Source organism: Pseudoalteromonas sp. S2893, assembly GCF_005887105.1.
In the GTDB taxonomy this organism is placed as follows: domain Bacteria; phylum Pseudomonadota; class Gammaproteobacteria; order Enterobacterales; family Alteromonadaceae; genus Pseudoalteromonas; species Pseudoalteromonas atlantica.
This window is the reverse complement of record NZ_PNCY01000015.1, coordinates 120,299-145,277: the sequence shown is the minus strand read 5'-3', so window position 1 is coordinate 145,277 and position 24,979 is coordinate 120,299. Positions and strand designations below refer to the sequence as shown.

At 41.1% G+C, this 24,979-nt stretch carries 24 protein-coding genes and 2 pseudogenes; 14 read left to right on the top strand and 12 right to left on the bottom strand.

The window, feature by feature from the left end:
- Positions 1–101: 101 nt before the first annotated feature.
- Genes xdhA through puuE form a run of 8 tightly spaced genes read left to right on the top strand, consistent with a single transcriptional unit; the run spans position 102 to position 9,159 of the window.
- Positions 102–1,601 (top strand): xanthine dehydrogenase small subunit, encoded by a 1,500-nt coding sequence (gene xdhA / locus CWC04_RS09760; protein WP_138685283.1) that lies wholly within the window; start codon positions 102–104, stop codon positions 1,599–1,601.
- A complete protein-coding gene (gene xdhB, locus CWC04_RS09755) occupies positions 1,588–3,927 on the top strand; it encodes a xanthine dehydrogenase molybdopterin binding subunit (RefSeq protein ID WP_138685282.1) in 2,340 nt (779 codons plus the stop codon). Before xdhA ends, xdhB begins: the two co-directional genes overlap by 14 nt.
- A complete protein-coding gene (xdhC, locus tag CWC04_RS09750; RefSeq protein WP_138685281.1) occupies positions 3,920–4,810 on the top strand; it encodes a xanthine dehydrogenase accessory protein XdhC in 891 nt (296 codons plus the stop codon). Before xdhB ends, xdhC begins: the two co-directional genes overlap by 8 nt.
- Complete coding sequence (gene uraD / locus CWC04_RS09745) at positions 4,807–5,307, top strand: 2-oxo-4-hydroxy-4-carboxy-5-ureidoimidazoline decarboxylase (RefSeq protein ID WP_126009338.1); 501 nt, start codon at positions 4,807–4,809, stop codon at positions 5,305–5,307. The genes xdhC and uraD overlap by 4 nt, the downstream gene beginning before the upstream one ends.
- Positions 5,304–5,642: a hydroxyisourate hydrolase gene (gene uraH / locus CWC04_RS09740; RefSeq protein WP_138576547.1), complete on the top strand. Its 339-nt coding sequence runs from the start codon at positions 5,304–5,306 to the stop codon at positions 5,640–5,642. The genes uraD and uraH overlap by 4 nt, the downstream gene beginning before the upstream one ends.
- A 2-nt stretch (positions 5,643–5,644) precedes the next feature.
- Positions 5,645–7,009 (top strand): guanine deaminase, encoded by a 1,365-nt coding sequence (gene guaD, locus CWC04_RS09735; protein ID WP_138685280.1) that lies wholly within the window; start codon positions 5,645–5,647, stop codon positions 7,007–7,009.
- Between the two features lie 4 nt (positions 7,010–7,013).
- Positions 7,014–8,219, top strand: a complete 1,206-nt coding sequence (locus CWC04_RS09730; protein WP_138685279.1) for a urate hydroxylase PuuD — start codon at positions 7,014–7,016, stop codon at positions 8,217–8,219.
- Position 8,220: 1 nt separating this feature from the next.
- A complete protein-coding gene (gene puuE / locus CWC04_RS09725) occupies positions 8,221–9,159 on the top strand; it encodes an allantoinase PuuE (RefSeq protein WP_004587051.1) in 939 nt (312 codons plus the stop codon).
- A gap of 249 nt (positions 9,160–9,408) precedes the next feature.
- On the opposite strand, the gene CWC04_RS09715 is transcribed toward puuE, so the two are convergent.
- Entirely contained in the window at positions 9,409–11,910 is a 2,502-nt protein-coding gene (locus CWC04_RS09715) for a S8 family serine peptidase (protein WP_138685278.1), read from the bottom strand.
- Between the two features lie 571 nt (positions 11,911–12,481).
- On the opposite strand from CWC04_RS09715, the gene CWC04_RS09710 reads away from it, so the two are divergent.
- The 4 genes from CWC04_RS09710 to CWC04_RS09695 are packed head-to-tail and all read left to right on the top strand — an operon-like array spanning position 12,482 to position 15,608.
- Complete coding sequence (locus tag CWC04_RS09710) at positions 12,482–13,984, top strand: curlin (protein ID WP_138685277.1); 1,503 nt, start codon at positions 12,482–12,484, stop codon at positions 13,982–13,984.
- A gap of 37 nt (positions 13,985–14,021) precedes the next feature.
- Positions 14,022–14,420, top strand: coding sequence for a curli production assembly/transport protein CsgE (locus CWC04_RS09705; protein ID WP_126009353.1), 399 nt, complete (start codon positions 14,022–14,024; stop codon positions 14,418–14,420).
- A complete protein-coding gene (locus tag CWC04_RS09700) occupies positions 14,410–14,835 on the top strand; it encodes a curli assembly protein CsgF (protein WP_004587047.1) in 426 nt (141 codons plus the stop codon). The genes CWC04_RS09705 and CWC04_RS09700 overlap by 11 nt, the downstream gene beginning before the upstream one ends.
- The gene (locus CWC04_RS09695; protein WP_004587046.1) at positions 14,835–15,608 is read left to right on the top strand and encodes a CsgG/HfaB family protein; all 774 of its coding nucleotides are present in this window, start codon (positions 14,835–14,837) and stop codon (positions 15,606–15,608) included. The genes CWC04_RS09700 and CWC04_RS09695 overlap by 1 nt, the downstream gene beginning before the upstream one ends.
- Before the next feature lie 130 nt (positions 15,609–15,738).
- Here CWC04_RS09695 and CWC04_RS09690 read toward each other — a convergent pair whose 3' ends face one another.
- Positions 15,739–16,428 carry a response regulator transcription factor gene (locus tag CWC04_RS09690; protein ID WP_064387111.1) on the bottom strand — a complete coding sequence of 230 codons (690 nt, stop codon included), beginning with the start codon at positions 16,426–16,428 and terminating at the stop codon, positions 15,739–15,741.
- 172 nt (positions 16,429–16,600) lie between these two features.
- A pseudogene (locus CWC04_RS09685) lies at positions 16,601–17,101 on the bottom strand (trehalase family glycosidase); the annotation flags it as partial.
- Between CWC04_RS09685 and CWC04_RS09680 the strand changes: the two are divergent.
- A pseudogene (locus CWC04_RS09680) lies at positions 17,100–17,357 on the top strand (TonB-dependent receptor); the annotation flags it as partial. The pseudogenes CWC04_RS09685 and CWC04_RS09680 sit on opposite strands and share 2 nt — an antisense overlap.
- 33 nt (positions 17,358–17,390) lie before the next feature.
- Here CWC04_RS09680 and CWC04_RS09675 read toward each other — a convergent pair.
- The 5 genes from CWC04_RS09675 to CWC04_RS09655 all read right to left on the bottom strand — a co-directional run bounded on the left by CWC04_RS09675 (position 17,391) and on the right by CWC04_RS09655 (position 21,321).
- The gene (locus CWC04_RS09675; protein ID WP_138685275.1) at positions 17,391–17,912 is read right to left on the bottom strand and encodes a hypothetical protein; all 522 of its coding nucleotides are present in this window, start codon (positions 17,910–17,912) and stop codon (positions 17,391–17,393) included.
- Positions 17,913–17,970: 58 nt separating this feature from the next.
- Entirely contained in the window at positions 17,971–19,521 is a 1,551-nt protein-coding gene (locus tag CWC04_RS09670; protein ID WP_138685274.1) for an EAL domain-containing protein, read from the bottom strand.
- 126 nt (positions 19,522–19,647) lie between these two features.
- The gene (locus CWC04_RS09665) at positions 19,648–20,271 is read right to left on the bottom strand and encodes a GDSL-type esterase/lipase family protein (protein ID WP_249326101.1); all 624 of its coding nucleotides are present in this window, start codon (positions 20,269–20,271) and stop codon (positions 19,648–19,650) included.
- The gene (locus tag CWC04_RS09660) at positions 20,271–20,783 is read right to left on the bottom strand and encodes a DsrE family protein (protein ID WP_138685273.1); all 513 of its coding nucleotides are present in this window, start codon (positions 20,781–20,783) and stop codon (positions 20,271–20,273) included. Before CWC04_RS09660 ends, CWC04_RS09665 begins: the two co-directional genes overlap by 1 nt.
- 64 nt (positions 20,784–20,847) lie before the next feature.
- On the bottom strand, positions 20,848–21,321 hold the full coding sequence (locus tag CWC04_RS09655) for a flavodoxin family protein (protein WP_024032853.1): 474 nt from the start codon (positions 21,319–21,321) through the stop codon (positions 20,848–20,850).
- A gap of 77 nt (positions 21,322–21,398) precedes the next feature.
- On the opposite strand from CWC04_RS09655, the gene soxR reads away from it, so the two are divergent.
- The gene (gene soxR / locus CWC04_RS09650) at positions 21,399–21,860 is read left to right on the top strand and encodes a redox-sensitive transcriptional activator SoxR (protein WP_138685272.1); all 462 of its coding nucleotides are present in this window, start codon (positions 21,399–21,401) and stop codon (positions 21,858–21,860) included.
- 14 nt (positions 21,861–21,874) lie between these two features.
- Here the strand turns inward: soxR and CWC04_RS09645 are convergent, their stop codons facing one another.
- From CWC04_RS09645 to CWC04_RS09630, 4 genes are all read right to left on the bottom strand, one after another.
- Positions 21,875–23,041: a lipase family protein gene (locus CWC04_RS09645; protein WP_024032855.1), complete on the bottom strand. Its 1,167-nt coding sequence runs from the start codon at positions 23,039–23,041 to the stop codon at positions 21,875–21,877.
- A 23-nt stretch (positions 23,042–23,064) separates the two neighbouring features.
- Positions 23,065–23,583, bottom strand: coding sequence for a DUF6795 domain-containing protein (locus CWC04_RS09640; RefSeq protein ID WP_249326100.1), 519 nt, complete (start codon positions 23,581–23,583; stop codon positions 23,065–23,067).
- A 267-nt stretch (positions 23,584–23,850) separates the two neighbouring features.
- On the bottom strand, positions 23,851–24,507 hold the full coding sequence (locus CWC04_RS09635; protein ID WP_249326098.1) for a hypothetical protein: 657 nt from the start codon (positions 24,505–24,507) through the stop codon (positions 23,851–23,853).
- Between the two features lie 86 nt (positions 24,508–24,593).
- On the bottom strand, positions 24,594–24,860 hold the full coding sequence (locus CWC04_RS09630; protein ID WP_138685271.1) for a hypothetical protein: 267 nt from the start codon (positions 24,858–24,860) through the stop codon (positions 24,594–24,596).
- Positions 24,861–24,979 lie beyond the last annotated feature (119 nt).

Below are 24,979 nucleotides of genomic sequence, written 5' to 3'. Positions count from 1 at the left end.
CAAGATGAAAAAGTTTTTTTCTTACCTGCTTAAAAACAACAAGAAAAAATATACGCCAAGCCTTTACATATCAGGGCTTTATAAAAGTTAAGGGGGTCTGTGTGATTACGTTTTTATTAAATGACACGCCAATAGAAGTAGAAGAATGCGCGCCGAATCTCACCATTTTGGACTGGCTTCGCACCAAAAAAGGGAAAATGGGCACCAAAGAAGGGTGTGCAACAGGCGATTGTGGCGCATGCACAATTTTAATTGGCGAAGAAAAACTAAATTTAAACGGTGAGCCAGTTTGGCACTATAAAACCATGAATAGCTGCCTGCTTTTATTAGGTAATGCACACGCAAAACACATAGTAACCGTAGAGGCTGTAACAACAGGGCTTTACCCTACACTTAACGATTTACATCCGGTGCAACGCGCGTTGGTTGAGTGCCATGGTTCGCAATGTGGTTTTTGTACCCCTGGTATAATAATGAGCATGTTGGCGCTTTATATTAATAACCCGAGTTACCCAGGTAAAAAAGCCGCTATTCATGCGCTAGGGGGTAATTTATGTCGTTGTACGGGTTACAGCCCTATTTTACTTGCAGTTGAAAAAGCTTATAGCTACGAGCGTAAAAATGAGCCTTACTCTGCCATGGCGGCACAATTTAAGGCATCACTAAATATAGGTGATGACATTCCTTGTTTAAAAAATGGCTCTCGTACGTTTTATTTACCGCAAAGTGCAGCGCAACTTGTTGAGCTTAAAGCGCGTTACCCGCAGGCACACTTGGTTGCTGGTGGCACCGACTTTGCCATTGAGCTTAGCCAAAACATGCTATTGCCCGATATTATTATATCGCTTAGCCAAACCAGTGAGCTGTGCACTTTAACCGATAACAGCGGCGAGCTACATATTGGTGCAGCACTCCCTTACAGCCAGTTTGTAGACGCTTTTTACGATTACTACCCTGAGTCTAAAGAGCTGTTTGAACGCCTTGGCTCTAACCAAGTACGTAACAGTGGCACCTTAGGTGGCAGCATAGGAAACGCCTCTCCAATCGGCGATCCAGCCCCTTTACTCATTGCACTTAATGCCACTTTAGATTTATTAAGCGCAGCAGGCACACGTACAATAAACGTGGCCGACTACTTTGTTGATTACAAAAAGACAGTCATTAAAAGCGATGAAGTCATTAGCAAAATTACCGTACCTAAACGCCCAGACTCGTTAAAGCTTGCGTGTCATAAAATTTCAAAACGCTTTGAAGATGATATATCTACTGTGTGTTTAGTGCTGGCTATAGAGCAAACGCAAGGCGTAATTAGCAATGCCCGCTGCGCCATGGGCGGCATGGCCGCAATACCCAAACGCGCCGCGCACATAGAGCAAAAGCTTAATGCTCAACCCTTGCAAGTAAGCACCTTTATAGATGCCGCTAGTGCTATAAATGATGACTTTGCTCCCATGAGCGATGTACGCAGCAGCGCGCATTACCGCACTACGGTAAGCAAAAACTTGCTACAGCGTATTGGTATTGAGTTTTGCGGTGCACAGCCAAGCAGTAAAAATAATAACAACATTGCCATTACGAGGATTTCACATGCGTCACTTTGAAATGGATAAACTAAAAGCCCAAGGTGGAAGTGTTGGCCAATCTAAGTATCACGAAAGCGCAATAAAGCAAGTATGTGGCCATGCAAACTACGCCGACGATAACCCAGAGCCCCATGGCTGCTTGCACGCCTACCCTGTGCTTGCGCCTATTACCAGCGGCTTTATTAAATCAATAGATACAAGTAAAGCGCTTGAAGTGGCAGGCGTTAAGCGTATTTTATCGGCCGATGATGTACCCGGTAAGCTTGATATTGGCCCAGTATTCCCTGGGGATGTGCTATTAACCAATCACGAAATTCAATACCACGGACAACCTGTGCTAGTAGTGGTTGCCAAATGCTACGCCATTGCGCGCCGCGCTGCTCGCCTAGTGGTTATAGAGTGCGAGCAAACCACCCCCATACTTGATATTAAAGAAGCGATTAAAAAAGAGCACTGGGTAAGGCCGCCACACTCACTTAACCGCGGTAATAGCGAGCAAGCCATAAATAATGCAGCCCACCAACTTAAAGGTGAAATACACATAGGCGGGCAAGAACACTTTTACCTTGAGGGGCAAATAGCACTTGCTCAGCCCGACAACGATGGCGGGATTCATGTGCAATGTTCTACGCAGCACCCAACAGAGGTGCAGCACTTAGTTGCTAAAGTTTTAAAAAAGCCATTTAGCTTTGTAAACGTAGAAACCCGCCGTATGGGCGGAGCCTTTGGCGGTAAAGAAACTCAAGGCGCGCCTTGGGCTTGCCTTGCAGCGCTTGCAGTTTACCACCTTGGCTGCGCCGTTAAAATGCGCCTAGCCCGCAGTGACGACTTTAAACTTACCGGTAAACGCCACCCATTTTATAACCAATACCATGTAGGGTTTGACGAAAATGGCCTAATTGAAGGCGCTGATGTAACCGTAAATGGGTTTTGTGGTTATTCACCTGATTTATCTGATGCCATTGTCGACCGTGCAATGTTTCATGCAGATAACGCGTATTACTACCCAGCTGCCACCATTAAAGGGAATCGCTGTAAAGTAAACACCGTAAGCCACACTGCATTTAGAGGATTTGGTGGCCCGCAAGGCATGATCATGGGCGAGCTAATAATGGACGACATAGCCGCTAAATTAGGTAAAGATCCGCTTGAGATCCGAAAACTTAATTTATACAAAAAAGGCCGCGACACTACGCCGTATCATCAAACAGTAGAGCAGCATATTTTAAAAGATATGATAAGCCAGCTTGAGGAGTCGGGTGATTACTGGGCGCGAAAAAAGGCAATTAAAGCCTTTAATGCATCATCGCCTATTATAAAAAAAGGCCTTGCGATGACGCCGGTAAAATACGGTATATCGTTTACCGTACAGCACTTAAACCAAGCTGGTGCACTTGTGCATGTTTATAGCGATGGTTCGATACATTTAAACCATGGCGGCACCGAAATGGGCCAAGGGCTTAATACAAAAATAGCGCAAATAGTAGCCCATGGCTTTGGCGTTGATTTTGACGCAGTAAGCATAAGCGCTACTCGTACCGACAAAGTACCAAACACCTCGCCAACTGCCGCATCAAGCGGGACTGACCTAAACGGCATGGCGGCGCTAAACGCGGTAAATACCATAAAAGAGCGTTTAATAAACTTTATAAGTGAGCACTTTGAAGTAGACAGCCAAAGTATTGTATTTAAAGATAACCTCATTACCTTTAGTAAAGGCGAAATTAGCTTTAGCGAACTTGCAAACCTTGCTTACATGAATCGTATATCGCTTTCATCAACCGGTTATTACGCCACGCCTAAAATTCATTACGATAGAGCGAAAGGCGAAGGCCGGCCATTTTTTTACTACGCGCATGGCGTAGCTCTCAGTGAAGTAGAAGTAGATACGCTGACAGGCGAAAACACCGTAACCCGCGTGGATATACTGCACGATGTGGGCAGCTCAATTAACCCTGCACTTGATATAGGCCAAATTGAAGGTGCCTTTGTGCAAGGTATGGGCTGGCTTACCACCGAAGACTTACAATGGAATGATAAAGGCCAGCTTGCAAGCTTTGGCCCTGCTAACTATAAAATTCCTGCAATTGGCGATACCCCTGCCGAATTTAATGTAAATTTATATAACTCGGCCAACCCAGAAACCACGGTATTTAGATCAAAAGCGGTTGGCGAGCCGCCGTTTATGTTGGCCTTTAGTGTGTGGAGTGCTATTCGTAATGCTATAAGCAGTGTGGCCGATTACAAATACACCGCCCCACTTGATACACCTGCCACACCTGAGCGTGTATTAAATGCAATTGAGCAAACCGCTAGCTGGTTTAAGGAGCAGCAACATGGCTAATTTAAATGAGTCGTTTCAGGGTTTTCATACGCAAAACTGGGCGCAAGCTATAAACGAGCATGAACAAAGCGGCACTAACTATGTTATTGCGACAGTGCTTGGAACTAATGGCTCAACCCCACGTGGCACAGGCTCTAAAATGGTAATAAGCGGCGAGCATATTTACGACACCCTTGGCGGTGGACACCTTGAATACGTAGTAATAGAAAAAGCACGCGAGCTACTTGCCAAAGGCGAGGCCGCCCAAGTGATAGAGCAATTTAACCTAGGCGCAAATTTAGGCCAATGCTGCGGGGGAGCTGCCACCGTTATGCTTGAGTGCATGCAATGCGAGCGCTTTACCCTCGACATATACGGCGCAGGCCATGTAGCACAGGCGCTTATTGGTATATTGGCGCAATTACCTATGCGCATACGCTGGATAGATAGCCGCGCCGATGTATTCCCGCAAGTTATTCCTAATAACGTAATAAAAGTGGTTGATGAAGAACCAACAGAGCAAGTTAAACGCGCGCCAAAGGCTAATAATTACTTAATATTAACCCATAACCACCAGCTCGACTTTGCACTTACACAAGCCATTATTAAACGCGCTGATGCTAATTGGCTTGGTGTAATTGGCTCAGATACTAAAGCAAAACGCTTTAAACAGCGCTTAGCCCATCGCGATTTTACCACCGAGCAAATAAAGCAAATGACCTGCCCTGTCGGGCTTGAAAATGTAACGGGCAAGCTCCCTATGGAAGTAGCAATATCAATAAGCGGGCAGTTAATTGGCCTTTATCAGGCTATGCAAACCCATGCGCCCAAACGCCAAGGCTTGCAATGGCGTGCACTTAAAAATGCCTTAATTAGCAGCACGCACGAGGAAGAAAACGCATGAGTAGCTTAAAAATTAACGACCTAAATGCAGCGCAAGCGCATCAAGCATTAGAGCACTGTTGCGCAGCTCCTAACTGGGTAAGCGGTATGCTAAATATCATGCCATTTGAAAATAAAGATCACTTATTTAGCAGCGCGCAAAGCGTTTGGGATAGCCTAGGTGAGAGCGATTATTTAGCCGCTTTTGAAGGCCACCCGCAAATAGGCGATTTATCAACATTAAGTAAAAAGTACGCCGCTACAGCGCAAAAAGCGGGGCACGAACAATCAGGCATGAGTAAAGCAAACGAGCAAACCCTTAAAAAAATGATTGCGCTAAATAAAGAATACCTCAGTAAATTTGGCTTTATATTTATTGTGTGTGCCAGTGGTAAAAGTGCTGAGCAAATGCTTGAACTTATTGAGCAGCGCATACACAACACCCGCAGCACAGAGCTTAATATAGCCGCGGGCGAACAAGCCAAAATAACAAAAATAAGATTGGAGTCATTGCTATGAATAAAAGCCCTATCACTACCCATATTTTAGATACCAGCACAGGCAAACCGGCTGAAAATGTAGCTGTACAATTGTTTTTACTCACTAATAACGAGTGGCAATTAATAGCTCAAGGTAAAACAAATAGCGACGGGCGAATTACCGACTGGCTCAACACAGACGTAGAATTTGCAACCTATAAACTGGTTTTTGACTTAGACAGCTATTATGAAAACCAAGAAACACCTGCGTTTTACCCAGAGGCGCAAATTACCTTTAGATTACAAGATAAAAAACACCATCATATTCCGTTATTGCTTAGCCCATTTGGCTACTCAACGTACAGAGGCAGCTAATTATGAGCACCCACAACAATAATAAAATGACCGTAATTTGTGCCAACATACTCGATTTTGTTGACGACCCCGCCATCGCAGGCGATAGCGCCCATCGCTATTTTGAAAAAGGCGCATTAGTTATTCAAAACGGCAAAGTGGTTAAACTTGGTTACGAGCAAGACATACTGCCAAGCATTGATAAGTCAGCCACTATTATTCGCCACGATGGCAAATTAGTAATGCCCGGCATGATAGACACGCACATACATTTGCCGCAAACCGAAATGGTCGGCGCGTATGGTGAGCAGCTTTTAAGCTGGCTTACCGAATACGCCTTCCCCACTGAAAAAAAGTTTACCTGTGAGCATTATTCAAAAGATATATCTAATCGCTTTTTAGATGAGCTACTGCGTAATGGCACCACTACCGCATTGGTATTTGGCACTGTGCACCCGCAATCGGTAGATGCGTTTTTTAACGAATCTCAAAAACGTAATTTACGTATGATTGCCGGTAAGGTAATGATGGACAGAAACTGCCCAGATGACTTATCAGATTGCGCGCAAACCAGTTACGATCAATCAAAAGCACTGATAGAAAAATGGCACAATGTTGATAGGTTAAGCTATGCAGTAACGCCACGTTTTGCGCCCACATCAACCCCAGAGCAACTACAAAAATGTACTCAATTATTAGAAGAATACCCCGACACCTACCTGCATACCCACTTATCTGAAAACAAAGACGAGTGCGAATGGGTAAAAGGGTTATTTCCTGAAACCGAAGATTACCTTGGCGTTTACGAGCAAGCTAAAATGGTGCGTAAACGCTCGGTATTTGCCCATAGTATTCATTTATCTGAGCGCGAGCTGTGCTGCCTTGCCGATAACAACGCGGCTATATCGCACTGCCCTACCTCTAACTTGTTTTTAGGTTCGGGCCTTTTAAATTTAAAGAGATGTGAAGAGCATGGAATAAATGTCGGCATGGGTACCGATGTAGGCGCAGGCACAAGTTTTTCTATGCTACAAACAGGTAACGAAGCGTACAAAATTCAGCAATTACAAGGTCAAAAGTTTTCAGCATTTAAAGGGTTTTATTTAGCCACCCTAGGCGGCGCACGTGCCCTTGATTTAGAGAACACCATAGGTAACTTTAATGAAGGCTGTGAGGCCGACTTTATTGTAATGGATTACGCGGCCACCTCGTTTTTAAAGTTCAGAATTGGCCATGCCAAAACCCTTCACGAACAGCTTTTTGCCATGATGATGCTAGGCGACGACCGCTGTATTGAACAAACCTACATTATGGGTAAAAGCGTGTATAAACGCGACCAACAAGCCCAGTTTGCAGCCACACCCACACCCGATTTAGAAGAGGCATAACCCGATGGAAAACTATTTATTTGAGCTTGCTCATTTGGTGTTTAGATACTTTCACGTGGTAGCAGGTATAGCGTGGATAGGCGCCTCATTTTATTTTGTGTGGCTTGATAATAACTTACAAACACCGCCACAATGGAAACAAGATAAAGGCATAAAAGGCGATTTATGGGCTATTCATGGCGGCGGCTTTTACGAAGTGGCTAAGTATCAAAATGGCCCAGAGCAAATGCCCTCTACCCTACATTGGTTTAAATGGGAGGCCTACACAACCTGGATCAGCGGCGCGCTGTTATTTACGCTGTTATATTATGTGGGCGCAGATGTGTATTTACTTGATGCCAGTAAAAGTGAGCTCAGTAAGTTTGCAGCTATTGGTGCATCACTTGGTTTTATAGGCTTAGGTTATGGTGTTTATCGGTTATTGTGTAAAAGCCCGCTTGTTGAAAACGGCAAGGCATTTATTGCGCTAGGTGTAGGCTTTTTAGCGTTATGGACGTATGGGGTTGATCAGCTATTTAGTGACCGCGCAGTGTATATTCATGTTGGTGCATTAATTGGTACCTGTATGGCCGGTAATGTATATCACATTATAATGCCTGCACAGCGCTACATGGTAAGCGAAGTAGAAGCTGGGCGCATTCCTGATTCAGCGCCGGGCTTAAAAGCAAAGCAATGCTCAGTCCATAATAACTACGCCACCCTACCAGTTATTTTTATTATGCTAAGTAACCATTTTTCGTATACCTATAGCCATGAGTTTGGTTGGTTAGTGCTTATTGGCTTTTTTATTATTGGTATGTGGATACGCCACTTTTTTAATTTAAAGCACCAAGGTGTTAATAAGCCTTCAGTACTGATAAGCGGTATTGCCGCGTTTTTTGCGTTAATGCTAGCCATAGCACCGTGGCCAAGTAGCTCTGTAAACGCACAAAATGATCTACAAGCAAGTATAAGCGATGCACAAGCGTGGGATATTATTAATAAACACTGTACACAGTGCCACAGTGAAACCCCTACCTCAAAGCTTTTTCAAACCGCGCCGCTCGGCTTTAAGCTCGACTCACTTGCTGATGTAAAAAAAGCCAGTGCACTTATTCATACTCGCGCCGTTATTACCAAAGATATGCCATTGGCAAATATAACCAAAATGACTGATGCAGAGCGCGAATTGCTTGGCACTTGGCTTAGCGCAGTAAAAAAGGAGCAGTAATATGAGCGAGCAATTTAAACATTACCCGCGCGATTTAATTGGTTATGGTGCACACACTCCGCATGCCAATTGGCCTAATAAAGCCCGTATAGCCGTACAAGTAGTATTAAATTACGAAGAAGGCGGTGAAAACTGTGTACTGCATGGTGATGCAGCAGCCGAAACATTTTTATCTGAAATAGTCAGCGCCCCGCATGTAGAAGACCGCCACATAAGCATGGAGTCTATTTACGAATATGGCTCGCGCGCAGGCGTGTGGCGCTTACTTAAACTCTTTAAAAAATACGATATACCGGTCACCATTTTTGCTGTGGCAATGGCCCTTGAGCGCCACCCCGATGTAGCTAAAGCCTTTGTTGAAGCTGGGCACGAAATTGCAAGCCACGGCCTGCGCTGGATTAATTATCAACATATAGATAAACAAACCGAGCGCGAACACATGCAAAAAGCCATTGAAATTATTCAAACGCTTACTGGTAAAAAGCCCACAGGCTGGTACACCGGGCGCACAAGCCCTAACACAGCAGCCCTTGTGGTAGAAAATGGCTCGTTTTTATATGATGCCGACGATTACAGCGACGACTTACCCTTTTACAGTATTAAAGAAGGTAAGCCACAGTTAATAGTGCCCTACACGCTTGATGTAAACGACATGCGCTTTGCCGCTGTGCAAGGCTTTAATGCCGGCGATCAGTTTTATAATTATTTAAAAGATGCGTTTGATACGCTTTATGAAGAAGGCGACCCACAAGGTGAAAACGCCCCAAAAATGATGTCGATAGGGCTGCATTGTCGCTTAATTGGCCGCCCTGGGCGCATTAAAGCCCTTGCACGGTTTTTAGAATATGCTAAATCGCATGAGCAAGTGTGGTTTGCCACGCGCGAACAAATAGCCGAGCACTGGCTTAAAACTCATCCGTATAATACCAATCCGCAATAGTACTTAATCATTTTCAGGGGCTAAACGTGTCGCTATCTGCGTTAAAATTCTCATTTAGAACAACTAAATAGCGAATTTTTTGCCTTGCTATCAACACGTTTATCCATCCTCAAAATAGATCATTTAATTATGCGCATTGGTATAAAAAAGCCTAGATGTGAGCCGTTAAAACTAAACTCTAAGAGCTTATTAGGTTTATCGTAAAAAAAAAGCCCAGCAGTGCTGGGCTTAAGGTCACTTTAGGAGTAGTTAATTAAATGACACTGTAATGATGTTAGAACATACATTTTCAGTTACACATAATTGGTAATCGTACGATGGTGATGTAGCACCACGTACGTAGTCGCGGTAACGGCCGTTGTCTGATGTGGTATCAACCAGCTCACCGTTACGGTATACGCTTAATGACTCAGCGCCAACACGTTCCCAACTTAAATCTACACGCATAGTATCAAGGCGAGATTTATTAGCGCGTTTAAGGGTAAGCTCAAGCTCTACATCACTTACTACAACCGTTTGCGTTGACGTGCTTGTATTGCCTTCGCTGTCAGTTACGGTTAGTACAACATCATAATTACCAGAGGCTGCATAGACATGCATTGGGTTTTGATCAGATGATGTTGCACCATCACCAAACTCCCAGCTCCACTGTGTAATATCGTTGTTTGCATCCGTACTTGAATCAGTAAAGTTAACGGTTAAACCTTGTGTTTCTACATCAAAACCCGCACGCGGAGGTTGTGGGCTAACTTCACCAATAGCGCTTAATGTAAGAGACCACGTATTAATGGTACCCGTATCGGCTGCTGCGGTATCTTCAACGTGTAACGTCCAATCACCTGTTGCCACTTCACCGTTAAATGACTCAGATGTAAAGCTTCTCACTATGTCGTCGCTTGAACCACCCACATTGCTTTGTAGCGTTACTTGCGTGCCTTGTGCTGATACTAGCTTAACCACTAAGTCGCCTGAATAAGTATGCGTAATATCAACATCCGCTGTTGTACCAAACACAGTTAAATCATCAGGCACATTAATCACTGATACGGCGCCCACTGGCGAGTTATCAGGAATATCAACACTTGCATTACTGCTGTAGGTAAAGTCGTTTAGGCCTACCGGTTGAATCATTAATTTAACTGACTGCTGTTTAACAATTTCATCCGCTGTTGCAGTAACGGTTAGCTCGTATTCACCCCACTGTGTATCAGTGTCGGTTTCAACGTTAAGCATTACTTCATCACCAGGGCGAGCCGTGCTAGCCGACAAATAAGCGCCGCTTAATGTTGATGATAGTTCAAGCGTTACTTCTTCATCCCACTGGGCAATTGAGCCAATGGTAAATGTGTAATTTGTAGCTTGGCCCGCTACAATTTGTTGCGTAAGTGGATCGGCTGAAATTTTAAAGCCAGGTGTAGGATCTGCATCAATAAGTGCTTGGTTAACATTAAGGCGCGTACCTGCCACCGTTACACCTTGCAGTGCAGCGTTTGCATCGCCAGAACTCATTAGTAATTCTTTAAGCTCTTGTGTGTTAAGTTCTGGGTTAATAGATAGCACTAACGCTGCAGCGCCAGCTACATGAGGAGTCGCCATTGATGTGCCTGAGTAAGACGCATAGCTCTCACCTGGTGTAGTAGATAAAATTGCGCTACCAGGGGCGCCCATGTCAACGCTGGTTAAGCCATAATGCGAAAACCACGAAATATTATCGGTTTGATCCGTACTTGCTACAGATAACACGCTTGCGTTTTCGTAGTTAGAAGGATAATGCGGGTTTACATCGTTATCTATGGTGTCGTTGCCCGCTGCCGCTACAAACAGTAAATCGGCTGCTTCGCTTGAGGCAATTGCATCGGCTAATGCTTGGCTATAACCGCCACCGCCCCAGCTATTATTTAATACACGTAAGTTAACGCCGGCATTTTTAAGTCCTACCATGTAATCAATACACTTAATTGCATCTGATGTTGAGCCATTACCTGCAGCATCTAAAAATTTACACCCTACCAGCGATACTTCGTGGTTAACGCCTACAACACCTGTTGCGTTATTACCGCTTGCGCCTATGGTGCCCGATACGTGAGTACCATGGCCTTCATCATCCATAGGGTCACCACTGTTGGTAATTGCATTAATACCGTGCACGTCATCTACAAAGCCGTTACCGTCATTATCTATGCCATCTCCAGGCACTTCACTGCTATTAACCCACATATTGCTAGCTAAATCGCTGTGGCTATAGTCAATACCGGTATCAATTACACCTACCACAACATCGCGGCTACCTGTCGAAATATCCCATGCTTCTACTGCATCAATATCAGCATCGGCAGTACCGCCTGTTTGGCCGTCGTTATTTAAACCCCACAACTCATCAAAGCGCGGATCATCAGGCGTTTGAGCAATGCTTACTTGGTAATCAGGCTCAACATATTCAATCGCTTGGTGAGATTTTAAGCGTGCAATGGCTTCTTTAGTACTCATGCCCGAAATTTTAAACTTAGCTAACCGCCCAGAAAGTAAAGACTTATAGTTATCATCAATTTCATCAGCGTTTACATCTGAAATTTTTGCTTTAACTAACGAACGCGCTTGTTTACGCATTTGTGCTGATGCATTTTTTTTGTATTTAACAATTACTGCATCACTACTTGCTACAACAGGGTGTTTAACACCTGCATTAGGTAGTTTTGCAGCAGCTAAACACGGGAGTAAAGCAAGAGTGATAATAGATAATTTTGTTTTCATTGTTCTATCCATAGTTGGTTTAACTTAGCCGTACTAAGTAAGTTTACTTACAACTTCAAATACAAGAGGATCACGTGGCATAGAACTAGAAAACTAATAAATATGGATTTACACAAGTCAAAAAATAACAAACAACTAAAAATCAACATTTTTAACTAGACTGGTTAACAAAAAAACATACAACACAGTCATTTTTATGAAATACCGCCCGCCATTTTTACCTTTTTAAGGACCAAACATTTTTACTAGTTTTCCTTCCTAGTTTTGTTCCTATATAAATACTTTTTTATAACTCGATGAAATACATAAAAAATAAAATTGGTAAAAAAAGATGATTTAAGTCCTTCGCCGGGGAGAATACAGTGAAGGTGTTCTTACAAAAAAGTTTAGCCACTTTATGTTTAATAAAAATGACAGGCTTAAACTTAGCATTTGTAATAACAAACGATTTACAAAATCAAATTAACAGTGGATCACACCATTATTTCAGCACGGCATGCTGAGCGAAAATATCTTATTAAAATTTATAACACTTAAGGTATTTGATTTTACTATTTCAAGGAGAATAATAATGAAGTTGAATAAAACACTTTTAAGCTGCGCTGTTGCATTAGCAGTCGGTACCAGCTTTGCCTCACACGCAGATACACAAAACAAATCAGTGTCTAGCTCGCAACTAAGTACACAGGTATCTACAGAGAGTCTAGAAAACAGCTTAACCCTCAGCCAAACTTCAAATGAAAATAACGCGTTTCTTTATCAAGAAGGCGACAGCAACACCATGCTTGTGACCACCACAGGTAACAATAACGACACTGAAGTTGTGCAAAGCCAATTTGGTAATTATGCCGAAGTAACAACAACTGGCGATAACAACACACAAGTGTACTCGCAAGATGGCGTTGCTAATGGATTTATTTCTGAGGTAACAGGTAACAACAACATGTTATTTGTTAGCCAATTTGGCCAAGGCTTTTTCGTAAATAACGAAGCGATTAATATCGTAACTGGTGATGATAACCTTATTGATGTAGAGCAAGGTAGCGGCGGCCACTGGTTCTACAACATGGATATGCAAGGTAATGCAAATGAAATCATGTCTTTACAACAGGGTGAATGGCATGAAGCAGAAATCACCATGCTTTCAGGCGATGAAAATACACTTGATTTAGTTCAAGACGGCTACTGGAATACTTTTAAAGTAAATAGCTTACAAGGTAACGACAACGAACTTGATGTTGAACAAAACGGCGACCGTAACGCTGTAGCATTTAGTTCAATTTCTGGTGATGCAAATGAAATTGAAATTGAGCAAGATGGCTTAACAAATGCAGTAACGTTTGCAGCTGTTGTTGGCGATGATAACCAAATAGATTTAGATCAAGAAGGTTCATTAAATACAATTGAATCAAACTTATTTGAAGGTGCAAATAACGAAGTGGCAGCAACGCAAGTTGGCGCTGAAAACTTAATGACAGCCGATTTAATTGGCGATAACAACGAACTAACTTCACTACAAAACGGTGACTTTAACGAATCTTACATGGGTGTAATTGGCTCTGATAATGAGTTTTCAACCACTCAAGTTGGCGACTTAAACTCTGTTCACCTTGCTAACTTTAACGGCACAGATAACGATGTTGATTTAGTTCAATCTGGTGATGAAAACGTCATGCTGGTGCAATCGTCGTACCCTGATGTATCGCTTACATCAAACAATAACGATATTGATATTGCCCAAAGTGGTGCTCAAAACGAGGCAGTTGTTACGCTTGCAGGTATTTTAGATAGTAACGATAACCAAATCGATATTGCGCAAGATGGCATGTTAAACCTAGTCGATATGATGGTTGAAGGTAGTAGCCACAGTATTGATATTTCACAAGAAGGTGAAGGTAACTGGGTAAGCGGCGTTGAGCAGTCAGCCTTTTTAGTGGGCGGTGAAAACGTATCGTTTACAGTTACTCAAGTAGGTAACGATAACCTTGTTGAAGGCTCAGTAATTGGCTACGACAGCACGGTTTCTGTTACGCAAATTGGTGATGGCAATACAGCAACAATTACGCAAATGTAATTATTGAGGTGGGGAGGTTAACCCTCCCCATTTTATTATGAAAAAAAATATTCACTTACGTTACTACCTACTGAGTTTTTTTCTGTTTTTTTCTTCGCTAAGCAATGCTGCGCAAGAACTAGAAATAGATGGCTTACTGCTTGATAGAAGCATTAGTCGTTTTGGCCATCAATTTTATTACGAGTTTTCAAATTACTGGCGAGATCTCCCTTCAACCGCTGGTTTTAATATAGAAATAAGAGAAACAGTAATACCAAAAGCTGGCACAAAGCTTTCGCTAATTATGAATAACCAACTCGTGTATGTAACCTATTTAGGACGTAGATTAGCGCCCCTCGACGAACGCGTTGAGCAAGCTGTTTACACTGTAATAGACGCGATGGCACGCTCAAATATGGCAACATCGTCACCCGATATGGCAGTAAATGGATGGTAAAATGAAAAAAATAGCACTTATAATAATAACAACACTTAGTTTTTCAGCCTCGGCAACTGAAATAATTTATACCCCAATCAACCCAAGCTTTGGTGGTAACCCACTCAATGCCACTATGCTGCTTAGTAAAGCGCAAGCGCAAAACAAACACAAAGCCCCAACCATCGAAAAAGGCTACGCAGAGCAATTTCAAGACTCATTAGAGCGCACGTATTTAAACCGCATGGTAAGAGAAATTACCGATATGGCGTTTGGCGAAGAAATTGAAGACAGCCTGTTTGACCAAGACTCAATATTTATGAGTGGCGATTATCAAATAGAAGTCATCACCAGCACAACCGACACTATTACAGTAAAAATAACCAATATATTAGATGACTCTGTCGTGATAATCGAAGTTCCGAGGTTTGGATAATGCGCAAAATACTCATAACAATAACTCTATTAGCCATAACTGGTTGCTCAAGTATGGGAAACTTAATCCCTCCCTCACAGCAAGTCGCCACCACATTAGAACCCACTGAAATATTTAGTGATTTAAAGAACTTACCTAAACCCGTAGGCAGTATCCCTGTGTCTGTGTATTCGTTTAGAGATCAAACAGGCCAATACAAACCGCAAACTAATGTTAGCTCGTTTTCAACTGCAGTAACGCAAGGTGCTAACTCTATTTTAGTGCAAGCACTACACGAGTCTGATTGGTTTACACCGGTTGAACGCGAAGGCTTACAAAATATTTTAACAGAGCGAAAAATTATACGTGCAGGCCAATCTGACAACCCTAACCAACCAGATTTACCGCCCCTTACAACCGCTAAAATAATTTTAGAAGGCGGTATTATTAGCTACGATACCAATGTAAAAACAGGCGGTTTAGGAATGGAATACTTTGGTATTGGCGCCTCTGAGTTATACCGTGAAGATGCAATATCTATATATTTACGCGCAGTTGATGTTCGCACCGGCCAAGTATTACTTAGCGTAGCCACCAGCAAAAAAGTACTTAGCCAAGAAATGCGTGCAGGATTTTTTAGGTACGTAAGCTACAAACGCTTAGCCGAAGCTGAAGCCGGCTTTAGTGATAACGAACCGATGAGCATATGTGTAACCCAAGCCATTGAAAAAGCACTCACAGACTTAATTACAAAAGGAATTGATAGAGGGTTGTGGGCACAAAAAGCAGCGTAATACCAATGCGCAATAACACTTGATTAAGCGAATTGGTATAAGGCTAAAATTTAAAAACAAAAAAGGCTACATAATGTAGCCTTTTTTGTATGAGTGTATACAACAATCGTGTTTTAAAAAATTGCTATAACTACTTAGCCATAGGTAATAAAACCGATATGTAACGCTGAGCCCAATTTGCTAATTCTACACGGTTACGAGAATTGGTTTTTTTAAAGGCACTGTACAAATGCGTTTTAACGGTGTGGTCGCTTATATTAAGTTTATCGGCAATGGCGTTATTGCTCGCCCCTTGAGCAATTAAGTGAATAACCGATTTTTCACGTTTAGTAAGGTGCGCATAATCCCCTTTTTTTAGGGTGATATCTTCTTGTAGGCTATTAAACGAAGAGGCAACCGAGAGAATATCTGAAAACGCTTTTGATATAACCTTTCGCGTAAACCATAACTCGCCTGCGGTTATTCTAACTAGCCCTTTAAAAATAGTTTCTGGTGCATCTGATTTATAAAACACACCATTGAAATGATTTAGCAGTAGGTTTTTTTCGCACACGGCATTGGGCTCTACATTAAATAAGACAACTTTATGCTTTTTAGCGAGGCAAATTAAGTCGGCAGGCAGTAAATCTAACCAGTTATTTTTAGCGCCATCAATTAAAAATAAATCAAACTTGTCCCTTTTCTCGTTTTTAGGGATCACGTCGTCCATTTTAATATCGCCAAAAATGGCTTGCATGGTTTTTAATATAGTTGTGTAGCTTTCACAGTGAAAAGAAGATTGAAACGTGGTTTTTACAAAAACGGCGTGTGGTTGTAGCATAGATTTCTTCCTTGAAATGTTTACACCACATTACCGAATTTATTAACAACTTACAATGCGCCCTTGGTATTATTCATACACGGCATAAAACAATCACCAATTATATTTAGTTAATAGTTACAATAACTTAATGATAATGAATGAATTATTTTCATATAAAATACTGCTCTGATCAGTCCTCACATAACGTATAAAAGCGTGAGGTAACCCCGTTAGTCCAGCCAAAACCTTGCTGTACTACGTATTCTCCGCCCCCTGCTTTTAATTGAGGCACGCACACATTGTATTTTTCTAGTAGGCACTGATTAACAGAAAAGTCGTTTTCTACCATTGTTAGCCAGTTTTGCATTATACGTTTACTAAGATCACTAAAACCGTAATTATTAAGCCCTTTTACAGCAAACCACTGCAGCGGAGCCCACCCATTAGGGCTATCCCATTGCTGTGATGTAGAGGTAAAGGTAGTAACTATGCCACCAGCCTTTAAAAAGTCGCGGCTTAGTCGCTCGGCAATATGTTGAGCTTGCTGATCAGTCGCTAAGTTAAAAAATAATGCAGTACTTGCGGCAGCGCTTAACACCTTAGATTGACTCGCTTTGTGATGATTATAATCAACAAAAAAGTGTTGTTGCTCACTCCACATGTATTTATTAATCAGTGTGCGGCGAGCTGCCACGTTATATGGCACACTGTCGGCTGTTGATGACCGCTTTGGTAACAACGAAAACACGGTGACTCTTGATGGCTACGAAAAAGTAGACTTAGGTTTAATTTTAGAACCTATGGAAGGCTTAAAACTACAACTGGCCATTGATAACTTAACGGATGAGCAAGGTATAACAGAGGGCGACCCACGTAATGCCGATGCCCCAAATGGCCGCTATATTATGCCACGCACTACGCGCTTTAGTGTAGGTTATGCGTTTTAAACACACTTAATACTAAAGGGAGCTTGGCTCCCTTTATTTTATTTTTTCGTTTAGTTTATTAAGCGCCTCTACCGAAAAGCCCCTATCGTAAAAATGTAAAATTTTACCTTTGCTATCTATTAAAACAACGCGAGTATTGTTTGGGTTTTTATTACCTGTAAATTTTTGCACAGTGTCACCATCTTCATAAATAGTGATTACCCCGCCCCACAGCTCTTTTGGTATACCCTTGCGCATACCGCTGTCTATAAATGTACTAAACATACGCGGGGCCATACCTGCTATGGTAGGCAGTTCGTAAGTGGGTAATGTAACTCCTGTCATATCTAAGCCAATTAACCAACGGTCTATGTCAAATTGACTATCTTGTTTATAGCCAATAAGTAACAAGGTTTTATCGGCTTTAAAATCACTTGGTATGGTTACGCTTTTCTCATCTAGGCTGTGGCCGCTAATGGTAGGAAACTGCTTACCGGTAATTTGCTGATTTGGGTATTGAGCTGAGCACGCACTAAGCATTAACACCATAAATGCGCTGGCTATTATTTTAATCATTTTAAAACCTTACACTGTTATAAATATCACACTATTACGTGTATGAGGTAAAACACGTTTAAACCGTTTGCAATTTTAGATACGCTTTAAACTCTCGAAGTGCCATGGGCTTGGCATATTTCCAGCCTTGGCCGTAATGTACGCCAGCTTGTTTTAGTATGGCTTCTTGCTCATTTGTTTCTATGCCTTCTGCCACACAGGTGTAGTTAAATTTACGTACCAACGCCATAATATTGGGGATCATTGATGCCTTTAAGCCTTGTGTTGTTATATCTTGTACAAAGGTGCGGTCAATTTTAAGCTGATGAAAGCTCAAGTTTTGTAGATTTTTTAAGTTAGAATAACCCGTACCAAAATCATCTATCGATAAATTAAAGCCCGCCTCAACCAGCCTTTTAAAGTGGGTATGGGCAACTGTTGAGTCTAAATATTCGTCTTCTGTTATTTCTAAACAAATAATAAAGCGCGAATCGGTGAGTGCAGGTATGTCTTTTAAAAGCGCAATATTGCCTGTTTCTACATCGTAGGGAAAAATATTAATAGAAATTTTAAAATTGCGCGGTAATGCCTCAACGGAGGTTAGCTCATAAAGTACTTTTTCAATCATGGCTTGGGTAAAGCGCCACGTTAAATTGGTTTTTCTGATAATAGGAATAAATTGTTCAGGAAATAAAACCCCGTATTTATCTTCAAAACGGGCCAACGCCTCACAGCCAACCACTTTACCTGTTTGCAAACAAATAATGGGTTGGTAGGTCCAATAAAATGAGCCTTTTTTAAGGCCTTTGCGCACCCGCGTAATAGTTGAGCGCCTAGCCGCTAAGCTATAGTCAATTAACAGTCCACTTGATACACCCGCTAACGAAATTAAAATAAGCGAAATAATCAATAAAAATTGATTATCAGCAAAAAATTGGCTCCACGGAAGTTGTGCGGCTGCGCAGTACCCGGGGTTATTAGTACTGCATTTAATAATTGATTCATAAGGTAAAAATGAGTGATTTTTTACCTGCTCATAAACCCCTTTAGCCCCCGCTAAATGAAACGTCTCGCGCGTATTTTTATAAAGTACTTCCCACTGAGGAGAAACAATTACTTTATCGTTAAAAGCGCGCGTATCGACTATTAAATTGTAATTACCTTGCCTTACAATTATCACTTCCATTGCACGGCCACTAAACAAAAGCAAATACAATTGCGGTTCGTACCTTACGCGCACAGGTTTATTATCGTATTTATCAATTCGAATGTAGTCGGGAGGATTATCGGTAATTGTAGCTGCCAGCTTTCCTGCACCTGTGGTGCAAACCAGCTCATTATTTGTAAAAAAGCCAATATCTATCACGTATTGTGCATCAAACAACGCGCGGCGCATTTCTATCAATGTATTGTTATTACATTGTTTAGCGTTTGCGTTATTTAGGCGGGTTAAAATTTTTCTACGTTCTGTTGCGGCAGCATCTATGTGTTGAACAATATAATTTGAATCTCGCGCTAACTGCCTACTTAGCTTTTGTGCAGCAAAGTACATCAGTGTGCTAGCACATATAATAAAAACCACGACACCGCTTAATACTGCAATTAAAGACCTACGTTGATATTGTTTCATAACACCTTTTTAAAGAAGCTGTGTGTGAGTCAGGTGCAATAATAATTGCATATCTGGGCATAAAAGCAATCAAGCTTGTAAAATAATTAAAGCAAATTACGTTTTTAATTTATTGATTTGTTTGCATTATAATTGCAAAACCAGGTGGCTGAGTATATCGCTAAGCTGCTTATGGCCTTGGCTATTTAAATGTATACCATCACTCCCTAGAGGGGCGTTAAGGTGTGATATATCAACGTAATTAAGCGCGTGCTCGTGTGCTATACGTTTAAAGAGAGCGTTTAAGGGCAATAACTTTTGATCACAGTTTAAATAAATACGGCTTAACCCATGCTGAGGGTTAATAAATAAAGGACCAATAACAATTATGTTCGGTAAATTAGCGAGCGAGTAAAATTGCTTAATAGAGCCAATAAAATGCGTAAGGCCGGTGGCTATATCTGTTGGGGCTAAGTTAAAGCGCTTTTTTAAATCGTTAGTGCCAAGTGCAATAATGAGCGTGTGTAAAGCGTGTTGCTGCAAATCGGGTTTTAAATAGCGAATACCATTAAGCTCCCCCGTAAAAGGCGGGTTATTCACAAGCGTACGGTTTGGCTGCCCCGACTCTATTACGGTAAAGCCGCTGCCTAGCTGTTGCTGTAACTGCGCCGTCCAACGGGTCTTTTCATCATAGCGCTTACCTGTTTCGGGGTTTAAACCCCACGTATTAGAATCGCCAAAGCAGAGTATATTTTTTGTTATTTGCGTCATTAAAATGGATTAAGTGTATAGCCTTGTTGTTGAAGTTGTGCGTGCGCGGTCATCGCAGAAAGCGACATTTTTACGCCATCAATAAGCAACTCAGGCGTTACTTTAAAATGAGTAGCCGATTGCCCACACACATACACCTGAGTGTTATTAGCAAGTAGCTGCTTAATTAACGCTTGGTTTTTATTATCAGCACTAAAGCGTTTTTTATATTCGCTATTAGCTAACACATCAACACTTGCGCTGCCGTGCACAACTAATGCAAGCTTAATGTTTTTAAGCTTTACACCATGCGCTACATGCATGTTAATAAAACGAGCTAGCGAATTTATTGAATTATTTTGCTCGCCTTTTTTAGCACCATCGGCAACATCAAATGCTATTTTAAATACCGTAGCGTCATTAATTTTGTCATGCTCGGGTACATTATAATAATTACCAAACCCGTTAATTGGTTGCTCATTAGCATTAATAAACGGGCTAAAAAGCAGCACTAACCCTAGTAAATATTTCATAAAACAATCCTGTGTTTTTAAGCGTATTACTAAACTACCAGAGACAACCAAAAAAGGCTGCAATTTAAGCAACCTTTTGGGTACTTTTATGGTGATGATTAATAAACTGCATACCTAAATAACTAAACGTATTTTTAAATTGCTCTACAAAACACGCCGGCGCTTCACTTGATGACGCATTAGAAAGCACTGAAAAATGCTTACTACGCAGCGTTCGTAATTTTGGTTTTAATGCTTCATCGTCCATGTAGTCGGTTATTCTATCAATAAATAACTTCATTTGTACCGTGGTGCTGTACCAATAAACGGGTGAGGCAAACACCCAGTGGTCATACTTTAACAGTGCTTCAAATACAGCGTAAAAGTCATCGCTTTTATAGTTTTTGTTATAACAGTACGGCGCTATTTTATAATCATCTAAACATATTATCCTTACATCGTTTTGCTCAGCAAAGCTGTTAACGTGTGCCTGCGTATTACCATTTTTACGTGCGCTTGAGTAAATAATAACAGTGCTACGCTTAAGTTTTTGTTGCATTTAGTTAGCTCCTTTTTTAATGTTGAAAGAAGCTTAAAACCTCAACTTATATTGAGGTCAAACGGAAATTTAAAACAATGCCAATAAATCAAAAAAAACTAACCGAGTCTAACCTAACCGTAGGTTATGTCGCTAAGCGCAGCGGCGTAAAAGTATCAACCCTACACTTTTACGAAACAAAAGGACTCATACGTAGTTGGCGAAATAGCGGCAACCAACGCCGCTATAAAAAAGATGTGCTGCGCCGTATAGCGGTAATAAAAGCCGCACAAGCCATGGGAATAACGCTTGATGAAATTAAACACACCCTGGCCACATTACCTGAGCAGCGCACTCCCACACAAAAAGACTGGTCAGCCCTTTCAAAGCAATGGCAAGCACAGCTTGATGAGCGCATAGCGTATATGCAGCGCCTACGCGACCGCGTAGATGGCTGTATTGGTTGTGGGTGTTTATCTATGAGTAAGTGCCCTATTTATAACAAAAACGACCACTTAGGCGAAAACCAAAGTGGTGCTATTTTGTTAGAGCGAGATTGAGATTTAAATTAAGGTTAATCTAGGCCGCTAAGCCCTTCTCTTGCAGCTCTGTATAAAGCGCCTAGGGTTGAGTCGAATACAGATTTTATAAAGCTATAAGTCAGCTCCACCGCTTTACTAATTACTTTGCCTGCAAACACTAACATATGTCCTAGTAAACCTAAGGTTTGTGTTGCAAACGAGGCTGACGCTTTAGCTATTTTATCAAGCGTTCGCGCCAACATATCGTAAAAAGTGAGCCCGGTTCCAATGGCTGCTTGGGCAGCAACTGCGCTGTAATAGCCTGCATCTTTTAAAAGGGTAATTAATGCAGCACCAAGTTTATCTGCCCAATGTGAGGTAAATGATGCTTGATTTCTGTCTTCAAATTTTAAACGCACAGGCATGTTTAAAAAGTTATTAGCTTGTATAGTTAAGTTGTTCCAATTATTGCTATTGGCAGTGTTTAAGTAGCCAGGCGTACCAGCAAGAGTATGAGCAGCCCCTTTTAAACCTTGTCCACTATCTAAACGTATTTCTTGGCCATTGTGCGGAGCATGCGAAAAAGGCCATAAAGGCACTTTAGCCACTGGGTCAGCCCCATGTGTACAGCGATAAATTTTATCGATTCTGGATGTGGCTGCACGAGAAAAGTTTTCAAGCCCAACACGTGGCGAACCAAACGTATATAATTTTACAGGAAGTGAATACTCAGCTTTGATCCAATCAGCAGAAAGCGTCGCTAACGCACCACCCAAGCTGTGGCCAACTAAATGAACGCAACCCGTTACTTTATCTTGAATATTCGCTGCTATAAACTCTTGCAGCGCAGGCTTCATACTATAAAAAGTCTTATTAAAACCAGCATGCACCATACTGCCATTTGACCCACCACTCACACCAAAGTGCCCATCGGTTAATCCATCTCTTAGCGAGTTAGTTCCCCGAATAGTTATAACCGAATCGCCCTCATACGCGCCAAGCCCATGCCCTACTAAAGCAAAGCCCGTGCTTAAATTAAATAAATGAGAAAAAAAGCTACCCGTTACCCCTTGTACTGCGCCAGGGTTAACAGAAAAGTTAAAATTGTCGCGCAAAGAGGCATGAAGTGTGCGATTGAGTAAATTAGTGGTTTTAATACTTTTTGCTTTATAAGCAAGGTTTGCTAATTGTACGGCTTGAGTGGGTGTCAAAGTATTCATATAAGTTCCCTTTAAATAAATAGTTAAAGTTTACATGATGTGTATATCGCAAAAGTGTGGCTTGTATCTTCTTTAATTGGAATATCGTAAGTTTGTGGCTCTTTAGAAATATCGCACTCTAAGTGCGCAAGAAGCTCTTTAAGTGTGTCACTTTTTTCATGAATTGAAACAAGCGTGTACCACAAAACAATTCCTTCTGGCGTGCCGTTTTCTAAATAAATATGTTGAACCAGCGAGTCGTTATCAAACATATTAGAAGGTTTACCTGTTTTTATTGTTTTTTCTGTGAAGGTAAAATAACCCTGTTCATCTGTTTTGGTTTCATCAACGTATTCATCGCCATAGGTAAGTGAGCGCATCACTTTAGTATTTGCAACTGGCTGCCCATTATCTAATAACTGCCCTTTTACTGGAGCCGATAAATAAAATTCTTGTTTATTAAAAAAGCCAAACATATCTGCACAAGCCTGTGATGTAGTAAAAAAAACAACGGCAATAGAGACTATTACCAATACAAAAATTTTTAAGCGCGATAAAAACAAAGCAAACTCTCTCCCAAGGCCTAGCTATAAACTACTTAATATATATGGCTAATTAATTACACCAGCCATATTTATACTGAAAAAGTAGGGGTCTAATTAGGTACAATTATACTGCATGTTTTTTAATCAAAAAACAATCACTAATCTAATTATAAAATAGTGTATATATTAATTTACCAATGCCACTAAACATGATGCTGCCCATAAGCAAAAAAGCATACATAATACTAATAGCACCGGCTTAAGGATCGCTCTTTTTATCAATTTCTATGCATGCCGTACACACAAAAAAAATATAAAAAAGTTAGCTATCACACCTAAAATAAAAGCATTGCCAAATAACGGTGATACGCCAGCTAAAACTGCACCCAAAATTAACAGCGAGCCTGAAATTGAATGTTTATCAAACCGGCTTTCAATTATTTTTATAGCTAAAGTGGTTAGCATAGATAGTGAAAAGTATAGCGTTGGCCAAAACTGATAATATAAATACCCCCAGTTTAAAAGCTCACCTGAAGTTGATGAATAAGCTTGCAGGCCTATGTCGGCCGCTAAACCATTCGCGGCGTTTTCGCTAAAAAGATACCCTATCCCACCAATAATTAATTTTATAATCCAAAAAAATAAAAAACTGGCAATTGTAAACCCGATAGCGTCATCTCTTGTTAATCGTTTTTTAGCTTTGCTTTTTACAATAATGGCAAGCATTAAACCTAGTAGACATACACTTCCTAAATAAAGTACTGCCTGCCAAAAGTCATCAGGATAAAATACAGCTAACCCTGGCGCTATAAATAGATACATAGCATCTTCGTTATCAAGTGAACGGTTTTGGGCACTTTGCTCAGACTCTTTAAAAAGAGCTAAATATACAAATAAAGGCTGTAAAAACAGCATTAAAATACTCGTGGTAATAAGGCTCATACATCATCCTTAATGAGAAAAAAATGCAGCACACGTGCTGCATTAAAATTAAAAATGTGGGTACTCAATAAAAAGAGAGGTAGGTATTAAAGGTTTATTTTTTGAAAATACGTTTTAAGTTTTAAAAGCCCCGACTCAAGTTCAAATTTTTGTATTTTAGGGTTCTTGAATTTAAACCCATTAGAAATATGGGTGTTAATCATCGTCGCCATACCCTCAAACCCAGCTGGCGCACTAGCAACTAAATCGATCAACAAGGGCATGATAAGCACTTGATGCTCTTCTATTAAAGTTGGGTTTTCGTATATATCGTAAACGAGGTTAGTTAATGTTTGTTGGTTTTGTTGTTCCATAATAATTATAAAACACCTGAATTTTGGCGTTTATAGCTCCTTTTAATTATGTAGAATTGAAATGTGGATTTGTTAGTTAAATTTAATAATATAAAGGTCTTATCCTTAAAGTATGCATT